21 protein-coding genes are annotated in these 25,480 nt (G+C 48.5%); 10 read left to right on the top strand and 11 right to left on the bottom strand.

The window, feature by feature from the left end; translation table 11 throughout:
- Positions 1 to 53: 53 nt before the first annotated feature.
- The 3 genes from adk (at position 54) to G5S52_RS10545 (ending at position 3,218) form a co-directional block, all read left to right on the top strand.
- Complete coding sequence (gene adk / locus G5S52_RS10555) at positions 54 to 698, top strand: adenylate kinase (RefSeq protein WP_165013380.1); 645 nt, start codon at positions 54 to 56, stop codon at positions 696 to 698.
- 114 nt (positions 699 to 812) lie between these two features.
- A complete protein-coding gene (gene hemH, locus G5S52_RS10550; RefSeq protein ID WP_165013453.1) occupies positions 813 to 1,784 on the top strand; it encodes a ferrochelatase in 972 nt (323 codons plus the stop codon).
- Positions 1,785 to 1,913: 129 nt separating this feature from the next.
- The gene (locus tag G5S52_RS10545; protein ID WP_165013378.1) at positions 1,914 to 3,218 is read left to right on the top strand and encodes an inosine/guanosine kinase; all 1,305 of its coding nucleotides are present in this window, start codon (positions 1,914 to 1,916) and stop codon (positions 3,216 to 3,218) included.
- Positions 3,219 to 3,408: 190 nt separating this feature from the next.
- On the opposite strand, the gene asnB is transcribed toward G5S52_RS10545, so the two are convergent.
- The 5 genes from asnB to nagB all read right to left on the bottom strand — a co-directional run bounded on the left by asnB (position 3,409) and on the right by nagB (position 10,241).
- Positions 3,409 to 5,082, bottom strand: coding sequence for an asparagine synthase B (asnB, locus tag G5S52_RS10540; protein ID WP_165013376.1), 1,674 nt, complete (start codon positions 5,080 to 5,082; stop codon positions 3,409 to 3,411).
- 246 nt (positions 5,083 to 5,328) lie between these two features.
- The gene (locus G5S52_RS10535) at positions 5,329 to 6,900 is read right to left on the bottom strand and encodes a cation:proton antiporter family protein (protein WP_165013374.1); all 1,572 of its coding nucleotides are present in this window, start codon (positions 6,898 to 6,900) and stop codon (positions 5,329 to 5,331) included.
- 166 nt (positions 6,901 to 7,066) lie between these two features.
- Positions 7,067 to 8,281 (bottom strand): DNA-binding transcriptional regulator NagC, encoded by a 1,215-nt coding sequence (gene nagC / locus G5S52_RS10530; RefSeq protein WP_002539586.1) that lies wholly within the window; start codon positions 8,279 to 8,281, stop codon positions 7,067 to 7,069.
- A 7-nt stretch (positions 8,282 to 8,288) separates the two neighbouring features.
- Positions 8,289 to 9,425 carry an N-acetylglucosamine-6-phosphate deacetylase gene (nagA, locus tag G5S52_RS10525; RefSeq protein ID WP_165013372.1) on the bottom strand — a complete coding sequence of 379 codons (1,137 nt, stop codon included), beginning with the start codon at positions 9,423 to 9,425 and terminating at the stop codon, positions 8,289 to 8,291.
- Positions 9,426 to 9,440: 15 nt separating this feature from the next.
- Positions 9,441 to 10,241, bottom strand: coding sequence for a glucosamine-6-phosphate deaminase (gene nagB, locus G5S52_RS10520; protein ID WP_002539584.1), 801 nt, complete (start codon positions 10,239 to 10,241; stop codon positions 9,441 to 9,443).
- Positions 10,242 to 10,506: 265 nt separating this feature from the next.
- On the opposite strand from nagB, the gene nagE reads away from it, so the two are divergent.
- The 3 genes from nagE (at position 10,507) to glnS (ending at position 16,643) form a co-directional block, all read left to right on the top strand.
- Complete coding sequence (gene nagE / locus G5S52_RS10515; protein ID WP_002539582.1) at positions 10,507 to 11,997, top strand: N-acetylglucosamine-specific PTS transporter subunit IIBC; 1,491 nt, start codon at positions 10,507 to 10,509, stop codon at positions 11,995 to 11,997.
- A 95-nt stretch (positions 11,998 to 12,092) separates the two neighbouring features.
- Entirely contained in the window at positions 12,093 to 14,771 is a 2,679-nt protein-coding gene (locus G5S52_RS10510) for a beta-N-acetylhexosaminidase (RefSeq protein WP_165013370.1), read from the top strand.
- 204 nt (positions 14,772 to 14,975) lie between these two features.
- Positions 14,976 to 16,643, top strand: coding sequence for a glutamine--tRNA ligase (gene glnS / locus G5S52_RS10505; protein ID WP_165013368.1), 1,668 nt, complete (start codon positions 14,976 to 14,978; stop codon positions 16,641 to 16,643).
- A 62-nt stretch (positions 16,644 to 16,705) separates the two neighbouring features.
- Here glnS and fur read toward each other — a convergent pair whose 3' ends face one another.
- The gene (gene fur / locus G5S52_RS10500) at positions 16,706 to 17,149 is read right to left on the bottom strand and encodes a ferric iron uptake transcriptional regulator (RefSeq protein ID WP_002539579.1); all 444 of its coding nucleotides are present in this window, start codon (positions 17,147 to 17,149) and stop codon (positions 16,706 to 16,708) included.
- Positions 17,150 to 17,341: 192 nt separating this feature from the next.
- On the opposite strand from fur, the gene G5S52_RS10495 reads away from it, so the two are divergent.
- Positions 17,342 to 17,821, top strand: a complete 480-nt coding sequence (locus tag G5S52_RS10495) for a DUF4442 domain-containing protein (RefSeq protein WP_165013366.1) — start codon at positions 17,342 to 17,344, stop codon at positions 17,819 to 17,821.
- A gap of 56 nt (positions 17,822 to 17,877) precedes the next feature.
- On the opposite strand, the gene fldA is transcribed toward G5S52_RS10495, so the two are convergent.
- The 3 genes from fldA to G5S52_RS10480 all read right to left on the bottom strand — a co-directional run bounded on the left by fldA (position 17,878) and on the right by G5S52_RS10480 (position 19,579).
- A complete protein-coding gene (gene fldA / locus G5S52_RS10490) occupies positions 17,878 to 18,405 on the bottom strand; it encodes a flavodoxin FldA (RefSeq protein ID WP_046305712.1) in 528 nt (175 codons plus the stop codon).
- 121 nt (positions 18,406 to 18,526) lie between these two features.
- Positions 18,527 to 18,745 carry a DUF2788 domain-containing protein gene (locus G5S52_RS10485; RefSeq protein ID WP_002539576.1) on the bottom strand — a complete coding sequence of 73 codons (219 nt, stop codon included), beginning with the start codon at positions 18,743 to 18,745 and terminating at the stop codon, positions 18,527 to 18,529.
- A gap of 60 nt (positions 18,746 to 18,805) precedes the next feature.
- Positions 18,806 to 19,579 carry an alpha/beta fold hydrolase gene (locus G5S52_RS10480; RefSeq protein WP_165013364.1) on the bottom strand — a complete coding sequence of 258 codons (774 nt, stop codon included), beginning with the start codon at positions 19,577 to 19,579 and terminating at the stop codon, positions 18,806 to 18,808.
- 182 nt (positions 19,580 to 19,761) lie between these two features.
- Between G5S52_RS10480 and seqA the strand changes: the two genes are divergently transcribed.
- Entirely contained in the window at positions 19,762 to 20,307 is a 546-nt protein-coding gene (seqA, locus tag G5S52_RS10475) for a replication initiation negative regulator SeqA (RefSeq protein ID WP_165013362.1), read from the top strand.
- A gap of 151 nt (positions 20,308 to 20,458) precedes the next feature.
- The gene (gene pgm / locus G5S52_RS10470) at positions 20,459 to 22,105 is read left to right on the top strand and encodes a phosphoglucomutase (alpha-D-glucose-1,6-bisphosphate-dependent) (RefSeq protein WP_165013360.1); all 1,647 of its coding nucleotides are present in this window, start codon (positions 20,459 to 20,461) and stop codon (positions 22,103 to 22,105) included.
- Positions 22,106 to 22,172: 67 nt separating this feature from the next.
- On the opposite strand, the gene G5S52_RS10465 is transcribed toward pgm, so the two are convergent.
- Positions 22,173 to 22,937, bottom strand: a complete 765-nt coding sequence (locus G5S52_RS10465; protein WP_165013358.1) for a DUF1853 family protein — start codon at positions 22,935 to 22,937, stop codon at positions 22,173 to 22,175.
- A gap of 108 nt (positions 22,938 to 23,045) precedes the next feature.
- Between G5S52_RS10465 and G5S52_RS10460 the strand changes: the two genes are divergently transcribed.
- Positions 23,046 to 23,804: a Nif3-like dinuclear metal center hexameric protein gene (locus G5S52_RS10460; RefSeq protein ID WP_165013356.1), complete on the top strand. Its 759-nt coding sequence runs from the start codon at positions 23,046 to 23,048 to the stop codon at positions 23,802 to 23,804.
- A 61-nt stretch (positions 23,805 to 23,865) separates the two neighbouring features.
- Here the strand turns inward: G5S52_RS10460 and G5S52_RS10455 are convergent, their stop codons facing one another.
- Positions 23,866 to 25,155 carry a citrate synthase gene (locus tag G5S52_RS10455; RefSeq protein WP_002539570.1) on the bottom strand — a complete coding sequence of 430 codons (1,290 nt, stop codon included), beginning with the start codon at positions 25,153 to 25,155 and terminating at the stop codon, positions 23,866 to 23,868.
- Positions 25,156 to 25,480: the final 325 nt, after the last annotated feature.

The raw sequence follows: 25,480 nt of genomic DNA, 5'->3' as shown, positions 1-25,480 counted from the left end.
ACGTGTATGTTTCGTGTTTTTGCGAAACTCCAAAGTAAATAAAGGGGATAACTATGCGCATCATTCTTCTGGGCGCACCAGGTGCAGGTAAAGGGACTCAAGCGCAGTTCATCATGGAAAAATATGGTATTCCACAAATTTCCACTGGTGACATGCTGCGTGCAGCAATCAAAGCCGGCACCGAGCTGGGCAAACAGGCGAAAGCAGTTATCGACGCGGGCCAACTGGTATCTGACGATATTATCCTTGGTCTGGTTAAAGAGCGCATTGCACAAGAAGACTGTGCGAAAGGCTTCCTTCTGGATGGCTTCCCACGCACTATTCCACAGGCAGATGGCCTGAAAGACATCGGCGTAGTGGTTGACTACGTACTGGAATTCGACGTGCCAGACAGCGTTATCGTTGAGCGTATGAGTGGTCGCCGCGCGCATCTGGCTTCTGGCCGCACTTACCACGTTGTTTACAACCCGCCTAAAGTAGAAGGTAAAGACGACGTGACTGGCGAAGATCTGGTTGTTCGTGATGACGACAAAGAAGAAACCGTACGTGCGCGTCTGGGTGTCTACCACGACCAAACAGCGCCACTGATCGCTTACTACTCGAAAGAAGCAGAAGCAGGCAACACCAAGTACCTGAAATTTGATGGTACTCAGCAAGTTGCTGCAGTCAGCGAAGAAATCGCTAAACAGCTGGATTAATAACCCCAGTGTTTAAAAAAAGGGCAATCAATACGATTGCCCTTTTTTGATCTTTTTCTCCCAAAGAAAAGTAGTGGTATCCTCGTGGTAAAACAATCTGTGTTGCAGGACGAAATGGAAAACAAAAACAACAAAGTAGGAGTGTTGCTGGCTAACCTCGGCACACCGGAAGCACCGACCGCACAAGCAGTAAAAGCCTTTCTCAGCGAATTCCTTCATGATCAGCGTGTCGTCGATATGACACGTTGGCTGTGGTGTCCGCTATTGCACGGGATTATCTTGCCTGTGCGTTCTCCCAAGGTAGCAAAACTCTATCAAACCGTCTGGATGGAAGAGGGTTCACCGCTGATGGTCTATTCCAAGCGTCAAAAAGCGGCGTTGGAGCGTGAAACTGGACTGCCTGTGGAACTGGGTATGACCTATGGCAACCCAAGCATTCTGACAGGTGTTGAAGCATTAAAAGCCAGAGGTTGTGATAAAATTCTCGTGCTGCCGCTTTATCCACAGTACTCGCGCACCACGACGGCGGCTGTTTTCGATAAAATTGCGAAATCACTTAAGCAAATGCCCGAATTGCCGGAGTTCCGTTTTGTGAACCACTACTATAGTGAAGACAGCTATATCGAAGCGCTGGCGCAATCGGTTGAAGCGCACTGGGCAGAGCATGGTAAACCTGACATGCTGCTTTGCTCTTATCACGGTATTCCTAAACGCTACGCAGATAACGGTGACCCATACAAAACGCACTGTTTAGGGACAACAGAAAAACTGGTGGCAAGATTGTCCAGCGACGTACCGCTCAAAACGACTTTCCAGTCGCGTTTTGGTCGAGAAGAGTGGCTACAGCCCTATACCGACAAAACGCTAGAAAGATTGCCAAGTGAAGGGGTGAAGCGTCTGGATGTGATCACGCCAGCATTCTCTGCGGATTGTTTGGAGACTTTGGAAGAGATTTCTGAGCAGTGCCATGAGAGCTTTATTGAAGCGGGCGGCGAGACGTTCAGATACATCCCTTGCCTCAATGATTCTCCTGCACATATCGACATGATGAAGTTGTTAGTGGAGAGAAATACCAAAGGTTGGTAACGCCTTCTTTTCATTTTTATTTATGCCTGGGTTGATTTTTCACCCAGGCATATTTTTGCCCGAAAGATTCCTCGTTGAAATTTGTGTGATAGAATTCGCACTTTCGCCACAACAACGACGCATTGAATCATGAAATTCCCGGGCCAACGCAAGTCTAAGCATTACTTTCCTGTCCATGCACGCGATCCACTTTTGGTGCAATCGAGCGAGCAGCGCAAGCTGAAACGTCCACATGTTATCGGTATCGACCAGACGCTGGTGGATATTGAAGCGAAAGTAGCCGACGATTTCGTTGCGAAATATGAGTTGAGTAAAGGGCATTCTTTGGTGATTGATGACAAGCGCGCAGAAGCGCTGTATCAAGAGCTAAAAGATAACAACATGGTTAGTCACGAGTTTGCAGGCGGTACTATTGGTAACACGTTGCACAACTACTCAACGCTTGCCGACGACAAATCTATTCTGCTAGGTGTCATGAGCCAAGACATCACCATCGGCAGCTATGCATATCGCTATCTTTGTAACACTTCAAGCCGCATGGACCTTAACTACTTGCAGGCAGTTCAAGGACCAATCGGTCGTTGTTACACTCTGATCAGTGAAGAAGGTGAACGTACCTTTGCGATCAGTGAAGGCTTGATGAATCAACTTCACGCTGATTCTATTCCAGAGCATATCTTCAAAAATGCATCTGCATTGGTACTGACCGCTTATCTGGTTCGCTGTAAAGAGGGCGACCCGATGCCGGAAGCAACCATGAAAGCGATCGAATACGCGAAGAAACACGACGTACCTGTGGTAATGACTATGGGTACCAAGTACGTGATTCAAAACAATCCGCAATGGTGGCGTGACTTCTTGTCAGAACATGTTTCTGTTGTTGCAATGAACGAAGAAGAAGCGGAAGCGCTGACGGGCGAATCTGATCCTTTGTTGGCGGCAGACAAAGCCCTTGAATGGGTAGACATGGTGCTGTGTACAGCTGGTCCTGTGGGACTTTACATGGCTGGTTACACGGAAGAAGAAGCCAAGCGTGAAACCAGTTTGCCATTACTGCCTGGTTCAATTGCCGAATTCAACCGCTACGAATTCAGCCGCCCAATGAAAAAATCGGACTGTGAGAACCCATTTAAGGTTTACTCACACATTGCGCCTTACATGGGGGGGCCAGAGCGTATCAAAAACACCAATGGTGCGGGTGATGGTGCGCTGTCAGCGGTGCTTCACGATATGTCAGCAAACCGCTATCACCGTGATAACGTGCCAAACTCCAGCAAGCACGCCCATTCATTCCTGACCTACAGCTCGTTCTCTCAGGTATGTAAATATGCGAACCGCGTAAGCTATGAAGTGCTGGCGCAGCATTCGCCACGTTTGTCTCGTGGCCTGCCAGAGAAAGAGGATTCGCTCGAAGAGGCCTACTGGGAACGCTAAATCACTGCCTTATTTGGCACTTATGCGGCGTTGATTTCATGATTTCTCTCGGTCACTTAGCGGACTAAGCTCCCGAGCAGAAATCATTTTATCGCCTTGTCTAAGTACCAACTAAGTTGTGATTGCCTATTTCATAAAGAAAAATCCGCCACATGGGCGGATTTTTTTATAGCGGTTTAAGTGCTGAAGCTTATGCTTTGTTGTAAGCCTCGTTATGAACCGCGGCTACAGCTCGGCCTGAAGGGTCTGCACTGTTTTTGAAGCTCTCATCCCACTCAATCGCCTTGGCGCTTGAACAGGCGATTGATGGGCCGCCTGGAACACATTCTGCTGCTGATGGCAGTGGGAACAACTCTTCAAAGATCTCACGGTAAACGTAAGCTTCTTTAGTTTGTGGCGTATTGTATGGGAAGCGAAAGCTGGCTGATTCTATTTGCTGGTCAGTGACTTTCTCTTCTGCAACGGCACGTAGGGTATCAATCCAGCCGTAGCCAACACCATCTGAGAACTGCTCTTTCTGGCGCCATGCAATTGAATCTGGCAGGTAGTGCTCAAAACACTCACGCAGGATGTGCTTTTCCATCTTGCCGTTGCCGCACATCTTGTCTTTCGGGTTCAGGCGCATAGCAACATCGATAAACTCTTTATCTAGGAAAGGAACACGACCTTCCACACCCCATGCCGCCAGTGATTTGTTCGCGCGGGCACAGTCAAACATATTCAGAGCTAGCAGTTTACGCACAGTCTCCTCATGGAACTCTTGGGCGTTTGGTGCTTTGTGGAAGTAGAGGTAGCCACCGAAGATTTCATCTGCACCTTCACCGGACAGTACCATTTTGATGCCCATGGCTTTGATTTTACGACCCATCAGGTACATCGGCGTGGATGCACGGATAGTTGTTACGTCGTAAGTTTCAATGTGATAGATAACATCACGAATAGCATCAAGACCTTCCTGAATGGTGTAGGTCATTTCGTGGTGAACAGTACCAATTTTCTCTGCCACTTCACGAGCAGCTTTTAGATCCGGCGCACCTTCTAAGCCAATCGCAAAGGAGTGAAGCTGTGGCCACCATGCTGCACTTTGGTCATCATCTTCAACACGCATTGCGGCGAAACGTTTAGCCACAGCTGAAGTGATAGAAGAGTCCAAACCGCCCGACAGAAGAACACCGTAGGGTACGTCAGTCATCAGCTGACGCTTAACTGCGGCTTCCAACGCTGCTGTCAGTTCTTCTTTGCTTGAGGTGTTGTTTTCAACGGCTGCGAACTCATTCCAATCACGAACATAGTAACGAACAGGCTCAGCATCTTTAGAACCGTAGCTGCAACCTGGAGGGAATTCGCTGATGGTTTTACATACTGGAACCAGCGCTTTCATTTCAGAAGAGACATAGTAGTTGCCGTGCTCATCATAGCCCTGATACAGAGGGATAATACCGATATGGTCGCGGCCGATCAGATATTCGTCTTTTTCTTCATCGTAAAGTGCAAAAGCAAAAATGCCGTTTAATTCTTCGAGAAGATCAGCGCCTTTGTCCTGATAAAGAGCCAGAATCACTTCACAGTCTGAATCAGTTTGAAAATCGTACTTGCCTTCGTAACGTGCACGAATTTCTTTGTGGTTGTAGATTTCGCCGTTTACCGCCAATACTACTTTGCCATCTGGGCTATAGAGAGGTTGGGCGCCGGAGTTCAGGCCAACAATGGCCAGACGCTCGTGCGCTAGAATAGCTCGCTCAGATGAATAAATACCTGACCAGTCTGGGCCACGGTGTCGTAGTTTTTTCGACATTTCCAACGCACTTTCTCGGAGTGCGGTTGCATCTGACTTAATATCCAGAATGCCAAATACAGAACACATAAATCCCTCTCTAAACTTCCTGCTGCCGCCTTTCAAAGGCGCGTTTTATTTTGTGTTGTGTTCAATTTGCCAACTTGGATAAAAAAAGCAAGCAACAGCGAGAAAAAAAATATCAAACTTAGTGTGTGATTAGAAATAATTTATCAAATGCGGTATTTAGGTGAATGGTGGTTAGGTGGTGATTAAAAAAACGCCAATTTCAAGTATGAAATGGCGCTTTCAAAAGGTTAGGGGGACAAAGTTAGCCTAGTGAGGCATATGCTCTTTCACATGTCGAGCGAAGCCGGAACCTGCTTCTCGGTATATGTTATAGGCCTCATTAACACCAAGCGCTTTGAGTTGTTCCAGTTCGTCAGCGTAACGTGCGATAGCTGCTACTCTGCCTTTAAAGTTGAGCTGGTTGATTTGCTCCATAGCAATGGTGTTGGCATGACTGTTTGGCATTGCCAATAAGATCAATTCAATTTGTTTAGAAGACGTTACCCGAGACCAGAAATCGGGGTCCGTTGCATCTCCCAGAATGACGTCCCGCCCTTCACTGCGGTGGCGTTCAACGGAATCCTCACGTGCTTCGATACCAAGCACGGCTTGTGGGTAATCATCCGACAGTTCGTCGTAAGCACCAGTGCCGATACGTCCCATTCCAAGGATAACGACTCGAGCGTTACCCAAGCTGATAAGTTGGTCGTTGTGGTGCAGCTTATTGGGGTTGGGGTCGTGAAGCTTGTCAGACGCATAGGCGTAAATTCTATGGCTGAAGGTGTTGAGAGGCGCAGCCAAAACGAAAGACAAAGAAACAGCAATGGCAATCGCCACTAACACGCTGCCAGGCATGATGCCCATCTGGTAGGCGATACCGCCAACGATCAAACCAAACTCACTGTAGTTAAACAAAGTCAGAGTAGCGAAGAGTGATGTGCGCACGCGGAATTTAAACCCGCTGAAAATAAAGTAATACAAAAGGCCTTTAAGCGGCAGAAGGAAGAGAAGTATTACTGCGATGAAAAAGCCTTGAAGTGTTGGTTGTTCTGACAGGCCAATGTTTAGGAAGAAACAAACTAAAAAGAGTTCTTTTAGGTTGAATAAGGATTTTGCCATTTCCGACGCGCGGGTGTGACCTGCCATTAACATCCCCAGAATAAGGGCACCTAGGTCTGGCTTCATACCAACTGCATCGAATAAGCCAGCGCCAGCGACCAACGCTAGGAACACGGCGTAAAGCACCAGCACTTCGCCATGGCCCGCCCTGTCGAGCAGTTTAAACAGCAAAGGGCGGGCGAGAGGCAAAGCAAACAACAACAGTGCTTCAACACCCGGTACTTTGCCTGAAGCTATGGTAAGGAAAATCACTGCAAAAATATCCTGCATGATGAGGATACCAATAGCGAGTGTGCCGTAGGTTGCGTTCATCTCACCTTTTTCTTGAAGGGCTTTAATGGCAAAAACGGTGCTGGAAAAGGAAAGAGCGAAAGCAATCAGAGCAAGATCATTGAGATTCAGACTGGCAAATGTCGACATGCCGATGCCTTTTAAGGCCACCAAGCACAGAGTAAAGAGGGCAGTGGTTGCCATGTTATGGAGCGTTGCTCCGAGCCAGACTTCTTTGTTCAGTAGGGATTTGACATCAAGCTTCAAGCCGATCGTAAACAGCAATAGGGTGACACCAAGATCTGCCAGGGTTTGAATCAACGGTGTACTTGTGTAACCCGCTGCATGCAAGACAAAGCCAGCGATCAGAAAGCCAACAAGAGGTGGCATTTGACAGCGGAGCATAAGAAAGCCGCTGATGAATGCGACAGCAATAATGACTAAATCCATAAACCTGTAAACGTCCTAGAAAGAAGGTGAGAGCTGAAAACGGAAATGCTGAGTATCAACTCTGAAAAGTTGGTTGCAATGATAAAACAAAGGCAACGCTGGTCACCAGCATTGCCTTTGTAACATTTTGCAAACTATGCGCTTAATTCAGCATCAGTATGAGTTTCTAGTCTTCCAGCAGTTTTTGAAGCAACGCTCCGTTCAACATAGCACGCTTAACCAGAGCGAATGCGCCGAGTGTTGGCGTTGAAGAAAGCCCTGCCGCAACGATAGGGAGGTTCTGATGGAAGGTACGCAGAGATTGGTTTTCAATACAGCGTTGAATCGCGGGGAAAACAACGCTCTTTGCTTCCGTGATTTCGCCTGAGATAACCACTTGTTGGGGGTTAAACAGGTTGATGGTCATGGCGATCGCTTTGCCAAGATGGTTACCCACTTTCACCAGAACCTGACGTGCCAGCTCATCGCCAGCCACAGCAGCACGGCAGATGTCTGATACGTTCAAATCTTTCTTTCCTTGTAACATGCTGTCGTGGCCTTGGGCCAACAACTGTTGAGCATGTTCAATGATCGCAGGGTTGGAGGCAACAGTTTCCAAACAGCCAAAGTTGCCGCACTGGCATTTCTTGCCGAGTGGATCAATTTGGATGTGGCCAATCTCGCCTACGTTACGGTTATAGCCCAGAAACACCTGACCGTTAACGATAATACCGGCACCTGCGCCGTTATGAACACTTACCAGCAGGGTGTCGTAGTAATTTTTACTCACCCCGAAATAATGTTCTGCCAATGCCTGACCACGTGTGTCATTTCCAATGAAACACTGCACGCCAAACTCATCACGAATTAAGTCACTAAGCGGTAGTTTATCAATCGTAATATGTGGCATGTATTCAACGATACCCGCTTCAGCATCGACAAGACCTGGCAAGGAAATGGCCACCGCAATCAGCTCTCTGACGACGTCTTGGTTTGATGCAAGGAAGGTATGAAGCTTGTAGATCAGCCCCTCAATCAGTGTGTCCTGATTAGGGTAGTGAAATGGTTCGTCATGCTCTGCCAGCGGATTACCAGCGAGGTCGAATAAGGTCAGTTCGATGCGATCACGTCCAAGGCGGACGGCCAACGAGTGAAAAGGTGCACATTCGGTGGTCAGCGATATGGCTCGTCGGCCACCGGTGGAAGCCTGTTGCGCGACTTCTTTGATTAAGCCGCGCTCCAGTAACTGGCGGGTGATTTTGGTAACACTGGCTGGTGCAAGGCTGCTTACATCAGCAATTTGGATTCGAGAAATCGGCCCTTGTTGGTCGATGAGTCGATAAACGGCGGCACCGTTTAGCTGTTTAACCAGATCTACGTTACCAATTTGTCCGCCTGTCATAAGTTTCCTAATTCAATGTGTATTCGCCGTTAACCACAGTCGCTTTGACATTGAATTCACGGTCGAACACGGTCAGGTTGGCCACATATCCTTGTTTGATAGCGCCAAGCTTGTCATCCATGCCGATTGCTCGTGCAGGATACAAGGTTGCCATGCGTACCGCTTCATCCAAAGCGATGCCTACATGTTCGACAGAGTTCTGTACTGCTTCAATCATGGTCAATGCCGAACCGCCAAGCGTGCCATTTTCATCAACACACTTACCATCTCGGTAATATACTTTCTTGCCAACAAAAATAAAGTGATCCATGTCTGCTCCTGCAGGCGCTGCTGCGTCGGTAACCAGAACAAGTTTTTCACCCTTGAGTTTGTGTGCAATGCGGATGTTTGCATAGTCAACGTGGAAACCGTCAGCGATAACACCGGTGTAAACCTCTGGTGTGTCGTAGATTGCACCAACCATTCCTGGCTCACGACCCGCGATTGGGGTCATTGCGTTGAACAGGTGAGTCGCGAACGTGATACCTGCTTTGAAACCTTCGCGTGCTTCAACGTAGCTAGCGTTGGTGTGACCTGCTGAAACTACGATGCCTGCTTTTGCCAGCTTTTCGATATGTTCCGAAGGTGTTAGCTCAGGTGCCAATGTGACTTTCGTTACCACGTCGGCGTTAGCCGCGATGAAGTCAATCATGGCATCATCAGAGCGGCGGATGTAATCCACGCTGTGAATGCCTTTTTTGGCAACATTCAGGTAAGGACCTTCCAGGTGCAGGCCAAGCGCTTGGTTAGCGTACTGCTCTTGGTAATCACGAATCGCACTGACAGATGCCTTCATATCTTCGTCAGAAGATGTGATCAGGGTAGGCAGGAAGCTAGTGCAGCCAGACTTGAGGTTTGCCAAGTGCATCGTCCGGATGGTGTCCGCCGTCACTTCGTCGTTGAACATTACACCGCCACAACCGTTCAGTTGCAGGTCGATGAAACCAGGAGTCAGGAATGCGCCGTCCAATGAACGGGTTTCAATGCCTTCTGGCAAGTCATTTTCTGGGCAGATGTTCTGGATCAAGCCGCCATCAACGACAACGGCATGATTATCCAGCACTTCGCTACCGGTGAAAATTCGGCAGTTTGTCAGTGCGTACATGAATACTTCCTTCCCTTACAGGTTCTTGATGTTTTCTGCTTCCAGCTCTTGGAAGTACTTAACCGTCTTCACTTTCAGCTCAGCAGTTGATGGCTCATCACATACCATCAGCGCTTTAGGATGCAGTTGCAGTGCAGATACAGTCCACAGGTGGTTTACTGAACCTTCAACAGCTGCTTGCAGTGCCAGTGACTTATTGTGACCGGTGATCAGAATCATGACTTCTTCAGCGTCAAGCAGTGTACCAACACCGATAGTCAGCGCGTGCTTAGGTACCTGGTTGATATCGTTATCGAAGAAGCGCGAGTTTGCAATGCGTGTGTCTTCAGTCAGTGTCTTGATACGGGTGCGTGAAGACAAAGAAGACGCTGGTTCGTTAAATGCGATGTGACCGTCGTTACCTACGCCACCCATGAACAGGTTAATTTTGCCGTAAGATTTGATCTTGTCTTCGTAGCGCTTGCACTCAGCGTAGTGATCTTCTGCGTTACCGTTCAGCAGATTGATGTTTTCTTCTTGAATATCAATGTGATTGAAGAAGTTGTTGTACATGAAGCTGCGGTATGACTCTGGGTGGTCTGCAGGGATGCCACAGTACTCGTCCATGTTGAAAGTCACCACGTGTTTGAAGCTTACTTCGCCCTGCTTATGAAGGTTAATCAGTTGCTTATAAGTGTTCAGAGGGGTGCCACCGGTTGGCAGGCCAAGAACAAACGGACGATCTTCGGTTGGGGCAAATTTGTTAATCGTATCAACGATATGGCGTGCTGACCAAAGGCCTACTTCATGTGCTGTTTGTAGCGGGATAAGTCTCACGGGACACCTCTCAGTTAATTCAAATTCTGACTATACATGATAGTGGATTTGTATCTTAGTTTTCATCATAAAATAAGTTTTATGAGCGTGCTAGCAAAAAACCCGATCTTGTAGTGTTTTGAGTGACGATAATCACAATTGCATCCGTTTTAATTTGCGGGGCGAAATTAATGGAATAAACTCCTCCTGACTCACATTGGATAGTAAAAAAAGTCCCATGTTGTCATTACACATCTGAGAAAGAACCACTATAGGGGGAACAAAGGTGAATATTCTCGGTTATTTCCAAAAAGTAGGTAAAGCGCTGATGGTGCCAGTCGCCACGCTTCCTGCTGCTGCAATTCTGATGGGTGTTGGTTACTGGATTGACCCGAATGGCTGGGGTGCGAACAGCGCACTGGCAGCATTCTTGATCAAAGCGGGCGCCGCAATCATCGATAACATGTCTGTACTGTTCGCGGTTGGTGTTGCGTACGGTATGTCTAAAGATAAAGATGGTGCAGCTGCACTGTCAGGCTTCGTTGGTTTCCTCGTTGTGACCACGCTGCTGTCTCCAGGTGCGGTTGCGCAAATTCAGGGCATCGACCCAAGCGCAGTACCTGCAGCATTCGGTAAGATCAACAACCAGTTCGTAGGTATCTTGGTTGGTATCGTATCTGCTGAACTGTACAACCGTTTCTCACATGTTGAACTGCACAAAGCACTGGCGTTCTTCTCTGGTAAGCGTCTTGTACCTATCCTGACCTCTTTTGCTGGTATCTTCATCGCGTTCATCCTGATGTACGTATGGCCAACCGTATACGGCGGTCTGGTAAGCTTCGGTGAAGGCATCCAAGGTATGGGCGAGCTGGGTGCGGGTGTATACGCGTTCTTCAACCGTCTTCTGATCCCTGTTGGTCTGCACCACGCTCTGAACTCAGTATTCTGGTTCGACGTTGCTGGCATCAACGACATCCCTAACTTCCTGGGCGGTGCTAAGTCTATCGCTGAAGGCACTGGCGTTGTAGGTGTGACTGGTATGTACCAGGCGGGCTTCTTCCCAATCATGATGTTTGGTCTGCCAGGTGCGGCACTGGCTATCTACCACTGTGCGAAGCCAGAAAACAAAGAGAAAGTTGCATCTATCATGCTGGCTGCTGCTTTCGCATCTTTCTTCACCGGTGTAACTGAGCCTCTGGAATTCTCATTCATGTTCCTCGCACCTGGTCTGTACGTACTGCACGCACTGCTGACTGGTATCTCTGTATACATCGCAGCATCTATGCAGTGGATTGCGGGCTTCGGCTTCTCTGCAGGTCTGGTGGATATGGTTCTGTCTACCCGTAACCCACTGGCGGTTAACTGGTACATGCTGATTGCTCAAGGTCTGGTGTTCTCGGTTATCTACTACACCGTATTCCGTGCAGCTATCCTGAAGTTCAACCTGGCAACTCCAGGTCGTGAAGAAGATGACGAAACTTCTTCAGACGTTCAAGGTTCAGCAGAAACTGGTGTTCTGGCTCGTCAATACCTGAAAGCTCTGGGTGGTCACGACAACCTGACTAACATCGATGCATGTATTACTCGTCTGCGCCTGACTGTTAAAGACGGCAGCCAAATCGACGAGAAAACACTGAAAGCACTGGGTGCGATGGGTGTTGTTAAACTGGGTACCAACAACCTTCAGGTTATTCTGGGCCCACTGGCAGAAATCGTTGCTGGCGAAATGAAAAAAGTCGGCACTACTGAAGACCTGTCTGACGTAAAACTGCCTTAATAAAAAATACTGACTAAACAGTCAACATAGCCGGCCTCTAACGGGGTCGGCTTTTTTTGGGCCTTTTTTAAGGCTATTCGTAGGGAAAATGAACAATGAACAAAACATTTAAGATGGGTATCTTGTCTGTTGCGATTGCTTCTGGTCTGGCTGGTTGCAGTTCTCTGCAGTCAGACGCAGCGCAACAAGGAAAGGTTGATGTACTGGCTTCTCAGCTGAACATCAGTTACGACGTGGAGACAAACCACGGTGCACAGGAAGGCATGGCATGTCAGGATATGGGCGCAGAGTGGGCGTCTTGTAACAAGATCCTGATGACTGTGGTTAATGATGGTGAAGCGGTTTCCGGCAATGACTGGAAAATTTACCTGCACAGTATTCGTGTCATTCTGGATGTTGAAAACAAAGACTTCGCGATTGAACACATCACCGGTGATCTTTATGTGATGACCCCAACAGCGTCTTTCGATGGTTTTGCTGCTGGCGAAACGATTGAGATCCCACTTGTTCAGGAATACTGGACGCTGTTTGAAACTGATTTTATGCCTCGTGCATACGTGACCGCAGGTAATGCTATTCCTAAAGCGATTGCTTCGCTGAATACAGAAAACGTCGACGCTTACGTGACAGAGATCGAAGGTAAGAACTGGAAGCGCACGCCGGAAGATAACAACATTCTGGCGACTGCTGCATCCCGTTATGCGAAAAACAGCGATGTCGCCGCACTGGCAGAAGGTGCAATTGAAGCCTCTATCATTCCAACTCCGCTGAAAACCAAGCAAATGCGTGGCGCGTTGCACATTGCCTCAGGCTTCGCAGTAACCAACAACGCATTGGATGCTGACCAACTGGCGGCATTCGAAAAGCGCGCTGAGCTTCTGGGCGTGAATGTTGAGGGTGATATCGCGCTGAACATCAATGTTGATTCTAATGCGTTCGAAGGCAAAGAAGCGGTATCAGGCGCATACAAACTGGCAGTGAATGCTGGTGGTGTTGACGTGCTGGGCTTCGACAGTGTGGGTGCATTCTACGGTCTGCAATCTATGCTGGCGCTGATGGACAACGGTGACGACGAGATGCTGCCTTGGGTAGCGATTGAAGATGCGCCTCGTTTTGAATACCGCGGTGTGATGGTAGATGTTGCGCGTAACTTCCACTCGAAGGAAGCGATGCTGCGCACTATCGATCAAATGGCGGCATACAAGCTGAACAAACTACACCTTCACCTGACGGATGATGAAGGCTGGCGCTTGGAAATCCCAGGTCTGCCTGAGCTAACTGACGTAGGTGCAAACCGCTGTCACGACCTGAGCGAAACATCATGTCTTCTGCCTCAGTTGGGCTCAGGTCCAAGCACTGACAACTTTGGTTCTGGCTACTTCTCGAAAGCGGATTACATGGAAATTCTGCGTCATGCGAAAGCACGTGGTATTGAAGTGATTCCAGAAATCGACATGCCTGCGCACTCACGTGCGGCGGTGGTTTCTATGGAAGCGCGTTACCAGAAATATGCAGAGCAGGGCGATCTGGCGAAAGCAGAAGAATTTCGTCTGATGGATCCGCAAGATACGTCTAACGTAACCACGGTTCAGTTCTACGATAAGCGCAGCTTCATCAACCCATGTATGGACTCGTCCATGAACTTCGTGAACAAAGTGATCGCTGAAGTAAAAGCGATGCATGACGCTGCTGGTATGCCGCTTAACACTTGGCATTTCGGTGGTGACGAAGCGAAGAACATCAAACTGAACGCAGGTTTCCAAGATATCAACGCAACTGACCAGGTAGCGTGGAAAGGCAATATTGACCTGAGCCAGCAAGACAAGCCATTCGCTAAGTCTCCAATGTGCCAGAAGTTGATCGAAGAAGGTGTGGTATCTGATTTTGGTCACCTACCAAGCTTCTTTGCAGAGAAAGTGAGTGGTGCAGTTGCTGAGCAAGGCATTGAGAACTTCCAGGCATGGCAAGACGGCCTGAAGTACTCAAAAGATGCTTCAGCGTTCAAAACTGAAAACACCCGCGTGAATTTCTGGGATGTGCTGTACTGGGGCGGTGATGCATCTGCATACGACTGGGCTGCAAAAGGTTACGACCTGATCGTCTCTAACCCAGACTACGTGTACATGGATATGCCATACGAAGTAGACCCGAAAGAGCGTGGTTACTACTGGGCAACCCGTGCAACTGACACTCGCAAGATGTTTGGGTTCGCGCCAGAAAACTTGCCTCAGAACGCAGAAACATCTGTGGACCGCGATGGTAACGGATTCAATGGTAAAGGTACCGTTGAATACAACGAAGGCTTCCACGGTCTGTCTGCACAACTTTGGAGTGAAACCGTTCGTACTGACGAGCAATACGAATACATGGTATTCCCTCGTGTGATTGCCGCCGCTGAGCGTGCATGGCACAAAGCAGACTGGGAATTGGATTACCAATTGGGTAAGCAATTCAACCAAGAGACTTCTCACGTTAATAAAGATGCGCAACTGCAAGACTGGACGCGCTTTGCCAATGTGATGGGTCAGCGCGAAATGGCGAAACTGGATGCATCAGGTATCAACTACCGCATTCCTGTTCCAGGCGCCATCATGCAAGACGGCAAACTGCACATGAACATCAGCATGCCGGGTCTGCCAATGCAATACTCTGTAGATGGTGGTCAATCTTGGATGGACTACGTCGCTCCGGTAGCTCTTGACAACAATGCTAACGTAGAAGTGCGTGCATTGAGTGCAGATAAACAACGCGAAGGTCGTGCAGTTTCTCTGTAATTTCCCCCTTAAAGCATCAAAGCCCGCGCTTCGCGGGCTTTTTTTTGTTCAAATGGCGTGAGAGCGTTCAGTAGTGGTTGAGTAAATAGCCACGATCGGGGATTATTGGGCGTTATTTAAAGTCTATTCAACCAAGGCGCTGAACGACAGCATCTCAAGTTCGCCTGGGTATAAGATCTGGATCTTCCAACGAGGTATTTTTTGATGAGTGAGTCTGAGGCTCGTCCAACTAACTTTATCCGTCAAATCATTGATAAAGATTTGTCAGGTGGTGTTCATAACACTGTTCACACGCGTTTCCCGCCAGAGCCAAATGGCTACCTGCACATCGGTCACGCAAAGTCGATCTGTCTGAACTTTGGTATCGCCCAAGATTACCAGGGTCAGTGCAACCTGCGTTTTGACGATACCAACCCAGAGAAAGAAGACATCGAGTTCGTTGAGTCTATCAAGAACGATGTGAACTGGCTGGGCTTCCAATGGGATGGTGAAGTTTGTTATTCGTCTGACTACTTCGACCGTCTCCACGGGTATGCGGTAGAACTGATCGAAAAAGGTTTGGCTTATGTTGAAGAACTGAGCCCTGATGAGATCCGCGAATACCGTGGCACCCTGAAGGAAGCAGGTAAACACAGTCCATACCGCGATCGCACTGTGGAAGAAAATCTGGCGCTGTTCGATAAAATGAAGAACGGCGAATTTGCTGAAGGCAAAGCCTGTCTGCGTGCAAAAATTGATATGGCTTCACCATTTATGGTCATGCGTGATCCAGTGCTCTATCGCGTACGTTTTGCACACCATCACCAGACCGGTGATAAGTGGTGCATTTACCCAATGTATGACTTCACGCACTGTATTTCAGATGCGATTGAAGGCATTACTCACTCGCTGTGTACGCTGGAATTCCAGGACAACCGCCGTCTGTACGACTGGGTTCTGGAGAACATCACTATTGAGTGTCAGCCACGTCAGTACGAGTTTAGCCGTCTGAACCTGGAATACACCGTGATGTCAAAGCGTAAGCTTAGCCAACTGGTCAGTGAAAACCTGGTTAATGGTTGGGATGACCCACGTATGCCGACCATTTCTGGCCTGCGTCGTCGCGGCTACACGCCTGCATCAATTCGTGAGTTTTGTAAGCGTATTGGTGTTACTAAACAAGACAACACCATTGAGATGAGCTCACTGGAGTCTTGTGTGCGTGATGACCTGAACGAAAACGCACCTCGCGCGATGGCCGTGCTTGACCCAATCAAACTGGTTATCGAGAACTACGCAGAGGGTGAAATCGAAACGCTGAATGCAGCTAATCACCCGAACAAACCAGAAATGGGTGAGCGTGAAATCCCATTCAGCCGCGAAATCTGGATTGAAGCTGAAGACTTCCGCGAGGAAGCGAACAAGAAGTACAAGCGTCTGGTGCTGGGTAAAGAAGTGCGTCTTCGTAACGCATACGTAGTGAAAGCTGAACGCTGTGACAAAGATGCTGATGGCAAGATCACCACGGTGTACTGCACCTATGATCCAGAGACACTGGGTAAAGACCCGGCAGATGGCCGTAAAGTAAAAGGTGTTATCCACTGGGTATCTGCAGATGCAGGTGTTGAAGCGGAAATCCGCTTGTATGACCGCCTGTTCACTGTGCCAAACCCTGGCGCAGCTGATGACTTTGCAGCGACCATTAACCCTGAGTCACTGACTGTGGTTCGTGGTTATGTGGAGCCAAGCCTGAAAGCAGCAGAAGCTGAGCAGGGCTACCAGTTCGAGCGTATGGGTTACTTCTGCGCAGATCGTAAAGACAGCAAAGAAGGTGCGTTGGTATTTAACCGCACGGTCGGTCTTCGCGATACATGGGCGAAAATTGGCGACTAACGAGCCTTAAAAACAAAAAACCGGAGCTTGGCTCCGGTTTTTTTGCCCGTTTATCGACGATGTTAAACGTCGTGAATGCTCGGGTCGTCTTTGCAGCCATCTTTCGTGCAATGGCCATAAAGATACAGACTGTGGTTTGTGAGTCTGATGTTGAACTGATTTGCGATATCTTTCTGGCGCTGCTCGATGACATCATCAGTAAATTCGATAACGCGGCCACAGTCCAGACAGACTAAGTGGTCGTGGTGGTGTTGTGTCGCCAGTTCAAAAACCGATTTGCCACCTTCAAAGTGGTGACGGGTAACAATTCCGGCATCGTCAAACTGGTTAAGCACGCGATATACGGTAGCAAGTCCAATTTCTTCGCCGATATCGATAAGCTTTTTGTAGAGATCTTCAGCACTGATGTGCTGGCAGTCCGGCTCTTGCAGTACTTCTAAGATCTTCAATCGAGGCAGCGTTACTTTCAGTCCTGCGTCTTTTAGTGCCTTGTTATTATCTGACATCCGGTTCTTTCCTACGTAATTGCTTTTTTCCCTGTGTGAGAGAACGGGAAAATTGATGGTTAGCGTAACAAATGTGATAAGACGTCGCCAGTGCAAAGGGGCAAATATCTGACCTAATTGGTTGGTTTTGCGGCTTGTTGTCGCATTGCAAAACTGGCAGTATTGACTGGTATGACCAGAAAAGGAATTCCTGTGTACAAATACTACAAACCCGGCATTGTGAAGTTCGCCTTGAACTGTTGGCCTCCATTCTGGGGCGCGGGTATTAAGATCCTGAATATTAGCGAAGATTTCCGCCACGTTAAGATTCGTTTGAAACTCCGTTGGTGGAACAAAAACGCCAATCGAACCCAATACGGTGGCAGTATTTTCTCTATGACTGACCCTACTTACGCCCTCATGTTGATGGGGATCTTGGGAGAAAAATACTTCGTCTGGGACAAAGAGGCCGATATCAATTTTATCAAACCAGGTACCACAGATTTGTTTGCTGAGTTTGTCATTTCCGAGGAAACCATTGCGTCTATTCAGCAAGCGACGGCGAACGGAGATAAGGTATTTCCGGAATTCATCGTAAATGTGCAGGATGCCAATGGGGAAGTAGTGAGTCGGGTACGCCGCGTGCTGTATGTGCGGAAAAAGCCGAAGTACCGCGAGAAAAACCCAGCATAAGTGGTTCCAACAGATATAAAAAAACGCGCTCTTGGCGCGTTTTTAATGGTGCTTGATTAGCCTTCCAGCTCAGCCAGACACATTTCCTCGTAGACCTGGTTAACCCATTTTTCTACGCGGGCAGAAGTCAATTCTGGTTGGCGGTCTTCATCAACACATAGGCCGACAAAGTTGTTGTCATCAACCAGCGCTTTCGATGCCTCGAACTCGTAACCTTCTGTCGGCCAGTGACCAATTATGGTGCCGCCTTTGGTTTCTACGATGTCACGGATGGTACCCATCGCGTCACAGAAGTATTCTGCGTAGTCTTCCTGATCACCACAGCCAAAGATAGCAACTAGTTTGGTAGAGAAATCGATCTGCTCAAGCTCTGGGAAGAAATCGTCCCAGTCACATTGCGCTTCGCCGTAGTACCAGGTTGGGATGCCAAGCAGAAGCAGATCGAAGTTATTGATGTCTTCTTTACTGCTCTTTGCAATGTCCTGAACGTGAACCATGTGCTTGCCCAGTTGTTTTTGAATCATCTTGGCGATAGCTTCAGTGTTACCTGTATCGCTACCAAAGAAGAGACCTACGCTCGCCATAATAGAGAATACCTATTTATTGTTAATCGAGCCGTAATATACACAGCCCAGAATCTAAAGTGTAGAAGAAGGCTATGCCTTCTTGCCGTTGTAATCTTTGTAAGGTGCCATAATGGCAGGCTTAGATGCCTACGCCTTCCCAGAAAAGCTGGATCACGCCTTTGGTGATAAAGCCTGCGCACCCAAGGAAAAGTACCAGCCACACAATTCTGCGGCCAAAAGGTGGGACTTTTCCTTCATTGAGCACATCCTTGATTGCCATGCCAATGAAAAAGAAGATACCTGCAAACAGCAGATCAAGACCTATCTTCTCGAGCAATTCGAAGTGCTCGTATAGCATTCCCGCCTCCGTTCGGAACCCATTTTCGCCGCGCACTATAGCACAAGTAAGACTGGTCTGTTAACGCTCTGAGTTTGTTAAAAAGCGAGTGATCACACGCGCTACTGTGTCCGGTTTTTCTGCGTGCAACCAATGCCCGGTGTTGGCAATCACGTGTGCCTTGGCCCGGGGGAACTGACGCTCAATATCTTCGCGATGTTCGGCGGAAATATAGTCCGAGTTCGCACCTTTCAAAAACAAGGTATCACCCTCGAAGATCGCGTGTTCTTGCCAGCCAGTAATGTCGGCATAACGAGCTTCAAGTGTGGGGACGTTAAAACGCCAATCAAAAGTGCCGTCTTCCTTTTTAGCAAGAGATTTCAAGAGAAACTGACGAACGCCGGGCTCAACAATATGTTCAGCAAGTTTTGCTTCTGCATCTTTTCGGCTCAAAATGGGCTGCGCCATACTGGCATTCAGGCCAGCCAGCACCGAATCATGTCGACGGACTTTGTACTCGACGGGCGCAATGTCCATCACGACCAAATCTTCCAGATAATCCGGGTAGAGTTGCGCCAGCATCATGGCCACTTTGCCACCCATGGAGTGACCGACAACAGTGACTTTTTCCAGCTTCTGCTGATCAATAAATGCTTTCACTGCGGTGGCTTGGGATACATAGTCAACGCTTTCAGAGCGCGGAGACTGGCCATGATTGGGCAAATCAATTTGATAGACCTGATAATGTTCAGCCAATACTTTTGCTAATCCGCCGAGGTTGTCCAAACTGCCAAATAAGCCATGGATCAACAGTAGAGGCTTGCCTTCGCCCTGGATCTTAAAGTTCAGTTGCACTGCGTGTTTCCCGTAAAGTTCGTTGTTGAGCCTAGTATAACGATCCTGATGATGACTCAAAACCTTACCTCGATCACGAAGAGAGTTATTCTCACTGAAACCAGCATCTTGAGGTGGCTCGGGTACCCCTAACTCTGTATAATCGCAGCGTTGAATTGTAAACAGGACACGATGATCAAACGATGAAGACAATTGAGGTTGATGAAGAGCTATACCGGTACATTGCCAGTCAGACCCAGCACATTGGTGAAAGTGCATCGGACATTCTGCGCAGACTGCTGATGGCACCGCAGGTGGAGCAACAACCCGTTGCAACGTTGACACCGACCCCAGAGAAAAAGGGTATTGTGGTCAGTAAAGATGCGGGCAAAAGTGACACCGTTGATCGTGTAAAAGAAATGCGCTCCCTGTTGATCTCAGATGAATTCGCGGCGCAAGAGAAAGCCATCGGTCGTTTTATGCTGGTGCTTTCCACTTTGTACCGTATTGATAACCAAGCGTTTGCTGAAGCAACGGCGCTGAAAGGACGCACGCGTGTTTACTTCGCGGATAACGAGCAGACTTTGCTTGAGAGCGGTAAAACGACCAAGCCGAAACACATTCCGGAAACGCCATTTTGGGTGATCACCAATACCAATACAGGCCGCAAGCGCCAGATGGTTGAGCAGTTGATGACCAAAATGAATTTCTCCAATGACATCACTGAAAAAGTGGTCGGCGAGATCTAATCGCGCAACGTTTGGTGTAAAAAGAACATAACGATGAAGAGGCCTTGTCACTGACGGGCCTCTCACTATATCTAGACCTGTTGGGCGTTTAGTGCGGTGGTTATGCTGCCTCTCAACAGGTAACGTCAGAATAATTGTAAGGATGCGAGTAATGGCTAGCCATGAACGCGCTGGACAGCGAGCCCAGCAACAAGACCTCCATAATATTCCGATGCTGGTGTCGAACTATTTCCAATTGACACCAGATGCAGCGAATCCCGCCCACAAAGTAGAGTTCGGTACCTCCGGTCACCGCGGTTGTGCGGACAAGGTGACTTTTAACCAGCACCACATTTTAGCTATTGCTCAGGCAGTGGCAGAAGTACGGGCAGAGAAAGGTGTAACTGGTCCACTATTTGTGGGTAAAGACACCCATGCGCTGTCAGAGCCAGCGTTCTGTTCCGTTGTAGAAGTGCTGGTGGCAAATGGCGTGACTGTGATTGCTCAGAAAGAGGGTGGCTACACACCGACACCAGGCATCTCTCACGCGATCCTGACGTACAATCAGCAAAACGATGATAAAGCGGATGGCATTGTGATTACGCCTTCGCACAACCCACCTCAAGATGGTGGCATCAAATACAATCCAACACACGGTGGCCCCGCGGAAGGTGATCTCACTAAGGCTATTGAGCAGCGAGCCAATGCGCTGATTGCTGAAGGCTTGGCGGGTGTTCGCCGTATGACCTTTGCTGAAGCGGTGGCGAGTGATCTGTTTGTTGAAGCGGATCTGGTCCTGCCATATGTGCAGGATTTAGCTTCTGTGGTTGATATGGATGCCATCAAAAAAGCGGGTCTTCGTATCGGTGTTGATCCATTAGGTGGTTCGGGTATTGATTACTGGAAAGCGATCGCCGAGCACTTTGATTTGGACATTACTCTGGTTAATGACGACGTGGATCCATCGTTCCGCTTTATGTCGCTTGATAAGGATGGTGTGATCCGTATGGATTGTTCATCACCTTCAGCAATGGCGGGTCTTCTCGCCTACAAAGACCAGTATGACCTGGCGTTTGGTAACGACCCTGATTTTGACCGCCATGGCATTGTCACGCCAGCAGGTCTGATGAATCCGAACCACTATCTTGCTGTGTGTATCGATTACCTTTATCAGCATCGTCCGCAGTGGGGCGCAGAAGTCGGTGTAGGTAAGACACTTGTATCCAGTGCAATCATCGATAAAGTGGTGGCTAACCTTGGTCGCAAATTGTGCGAAGTTCCCGTGGGCTTCAAGTGGTTTGTTGATGGCTTGTATTCAGGTGACATCGGCTTTGGTGGCGAAGAAAGTGCAGGCGCATCTTTCCTGCGTATGGACGGCACAGCTTGGGCTACGGATAAAGACGGTATTCTGCTTTGCCTTCTGGCTGCAGAGATCACCGCGGTGACAGGCAAGAACCCACAGCAGTACTATGACGAGCTCGCAGCGAAGTTTGGTGCTTCCAGCTATGCGCGCTTGCAAGCCCCTGCAAATGGCGAGCAAAAAGCGGTGTTGAGCAAACTTTCTGCGGAAATGGTTACCGCTGAAACCTTGGCTGGTGACACGATCACAGCGAAACTGACTCATGCGCCGGGCAATGGTCAGGTGATTGGTGGTCTTAAGGTGACAACTGAGTTTGGTTGGTTTGCAGCGCGTCCATCCGGCACAGAAGATATTTACAAAATTTACTGTGAAAGCTTTAAAGGCGCAGAGCACCTTGCGCTGATCCAGAAAGAAGCACAAAGCATCGTGAGCGATGTGTTTAAGGCGGCAGGGCTTTAATACTCCTCAGCGAATTGAAAAACCACCGCATCGCGGTGGTTTTTTTGTATCTAAATAAGGGGGGGATTCAAAGAGAAGGCCAATTATCTGGAACAACAAACCAGCGGTGACGGTTTTCGTCAATAAGGTGCGTTGCCCTGGTGACAGTCTCTGGCAGCGAATATACGGGCAGATCCTCCAAAGCGGGGGCTTCCATCCACTGCGCTCTGGTCAACTCGAAAAACGTTACATCCCCAGGCAATTGGGAGGGCCAACACCAAAATCCATTGACGCTCTGCTCTTGCACATCTGGAGGCGAAGGCAAATCACTGAGAGGTAAGAAAGGGTTGGTGTAAAGTCTACCCTGAACGAGCAGTCTGCGTTTGGCTATCGGGTATTGGGAAAACTGCGTTTTGTATTCTTCGGTATCGGTAAGCATCAGTTGTTGGTCGGCCATCTTTTTGTGTTTCTTCGCCAACGTATCTTTAGCGTTCGGGCCTCGCCATTCTCCGTCAAACGCCAGATAAAACTTAATGGCAACTTCCCAGTGTTCCAACTCTCCGTTAGGGCTTGCAACGACAAAATCCACAGCACCAAGTGTGCGTTTTTCTCTCTCTACCTGTAATTCTTCGGCAACCAGTCGGTAAGTATCATTGTGGTGCAAACATTGTTTGATCAGCCATTGGTAGTAGAAACCAATCCGTTGACCTCCCTCATAGGCTGGGAATTGCTGGAATGAAATAGAAGACCAGAATGCGGGAGGGACGACGCTTGCGGCGTCTTGAACGATAATGTCTGTTGACTGCTGAATCCAGGCAATATCCCGTTGAACTTGAACACTGTCTGCGAACATGAATGACCTTCCTTGATAACTGTACCGAGAGCATATAGCAAACGAGGTTCACCTGCATCGTCATGGTGGTTAGAATATGTGTAACAGACACTGAGATTCAGGAAGAACATGAACAATTACCAACTCGAATCGCTCCTCAACGACTTTCTAAAGCCTTTCGCGATTAAAGATTACTGCCCAAATGGTATGCAGGTAGAAGGGAAGGCTGAGGTGAAGAAAATCGTCACCGGCGTCACTGCTTCACAGGCGCTAATAGATGCCGCGATTGACCAGGGTGCAGACGCGCTGCTGGTTCACCATGGTTACTTTTGGCGGGGAGAGTCTGAGCCACTCAAAGGCATGAAGTTTAAGCGTATCAAAGCGTTGATTGAGAATGGAATTAACCTCTATGCCTACCATTTACCACTGGATGTGCATCCTGAGGTGGGCAACAACGCTCAACTTGCAAAACTGCTGGGTATCGAGCAACGCGGCGGTTTAGAAGATGGCAATCCAAATTCGGTTGCTGTTTGGGGGGAGTTGCCGAATGCAATGTCTGCGAAGGAGTTTAGCGAATTGCTGGCAATGAAATTAAATCGCGAACCACTCCATATTGAAAGCGGTGTTGCCAAGTCGATCAAGACAGTAGGTTGGTGCACAGGTGGTGGTCAGGACTTTATCGACCTGGCAGCAAGTAAAGGTATGGATGCTTTCGTTTCGGGTGAAATTTCTGAGCGTACGACGTACTCAGCCAGAGAATTGGGTATCCATTATTTCAGTGCGGGACACCACGCGACAGAGCGTTATGGTGTGAAGGCTCTCGGCGAGTGGTTGGCGAACGAGCATGGTTTCGACGTGACCTTTATCGATATCGACAATCCAGTATAAGGTCGCTTACAAAACAAAAAACGCCGCGAGAAGCGGCGTTTTTTTCTTTGGCTTTTGCCTATTACTCGCGGTCTTTCAGAGGTTTGAAATCGCGCTTGTCGTAACCGGTGTAAAGCTGACGTGGACGACCGATTCGGTTTTGCGGGTCACTGTGCATTTCATTCCAGTGAGCGATCCAGCCGATGGTACGGGACATCGCGAAAATCACGGTGAACATCGACACTGGGATACCGATTGCTTTCAGGATGATGCCTGAGTAGAAATCTACGTTCGGGTAGAGTTTCTTCTCGATGAAGTAAGGGTCAGAAAGTGCAATTCTTTCCAACTCCATTGCTACATCCAGCAGAGGGTCATTGATTTTCAGCTCATCAAGAACTTCGTGACATGCTTCGTTCATGACGGTAGCACGCGGGTCGTAGTTCTTGTAAACGCGGTGACCGAAGCCCATCAGACGGAATGGGTCATCTTTGTCCTTAGCACGTTCAATGTACTCTGGAATGTTCTCTACAGAACCGATTTCTTCCAGCATACGCAGACACGCTTCGTTAGCACCGCCGTGAGCAGGACCCCACAGTGAAGCAATACCTGCTGCAATACATGCAAATGGGTTTGCACCAGAAGAACCAGCCAGACGAACGGTAGACGTAGAAGCATTTTGCTCGTGATCTGCGTGAAGGGTAAAGATCTTGTCCATTGCACGCGCAACAACTGGATTCACTTCGTACTCTTCTGCAGGTGTTGCAAACATCATGTGCAGGAAGTTTTCAGCGTAATCCAAATCGTTACGTGGATAGATGAACGGTTGTCCGATCGAGTACTTGTAACACATCGCCGCCAGCGTAGGCATCTTCGAAAGAAGACGGAACGCAGTGATTTCGCGGTGCGTGTCGTTGTTGATGTCCAAAGAGTCGTGGTAGAACGCAGCCAGTGCGCCAACCACACCCACCATAACGGCCATTGGGTGGGCGTCACGACGGAAACCATGGAAGAAACTCGCAATTTGCTCGTGAACCATGGTGTGGCGAGTTACGATACGACGGAACTCTTCGTATTGTTTAGGGCTTGGGGCTTCACCATATAGTAGGATGTAACAAACTTCCAAATAGTCAGCGTTATTGGCTAATTGATCAATTGGGTAGCCACGGTGCAATAGAACGCCTGCTGCGCCATCAATATATGTAATTTGTGACTCACACGACGCTGTTGCAACGAAACCTGGGTCAAACGTAAAAAAGCCGTTCGCACCCAATGCACGTACATCGATCACTTCTGGACCGACGGTGCCCCCTTTGATCGGCAGTTCGATAGGTGCTTTCCCTTCAATTTGTAGGGTAGCTTTCTTATCTGCCATAACATTCTCCTTTGTTTTTTTATAATCCTATCCCGGATACGGACCCCGTTGTTGTACCGATCGTCTCATTGGATGTCAATTTGCAGAAGTGAACTTTGTCGGGTGTGCGCAAGTATCAAAATTCTGTGCGCTTTAAGTTAATGCTCTGTTTCGGGATTTCCGTCAATTTTATTGGTTTGTGTTTAAATGTTACGGGGCATATACTCTGCGGCAGGTCTCTGGATATTACATAAAGCCGGGGCGTTTCGGGGCTCAAATCGATATTTTCAATGCGGATTTCAGTGCTTGAACTGCAGTTAATAGCAGTGGCACGTGAAAACGTAAT

This window comes from Grimontia sedimenti (assembly GCF_011045095.1).
In the GTDB taxonomy this organism is placed as follows: Bacteria; Pseudomonadota; Gammaproteobacteria; order Enterobacterales; family Vibrionaceae; genus Enterovibrio; species Enterovibrio sedimenti.
The sequence above is the reverse complement of the archived record's forward strand: the minus strand, read 5'-3'. Positions and strand labels throughout refer to the sequence as shown.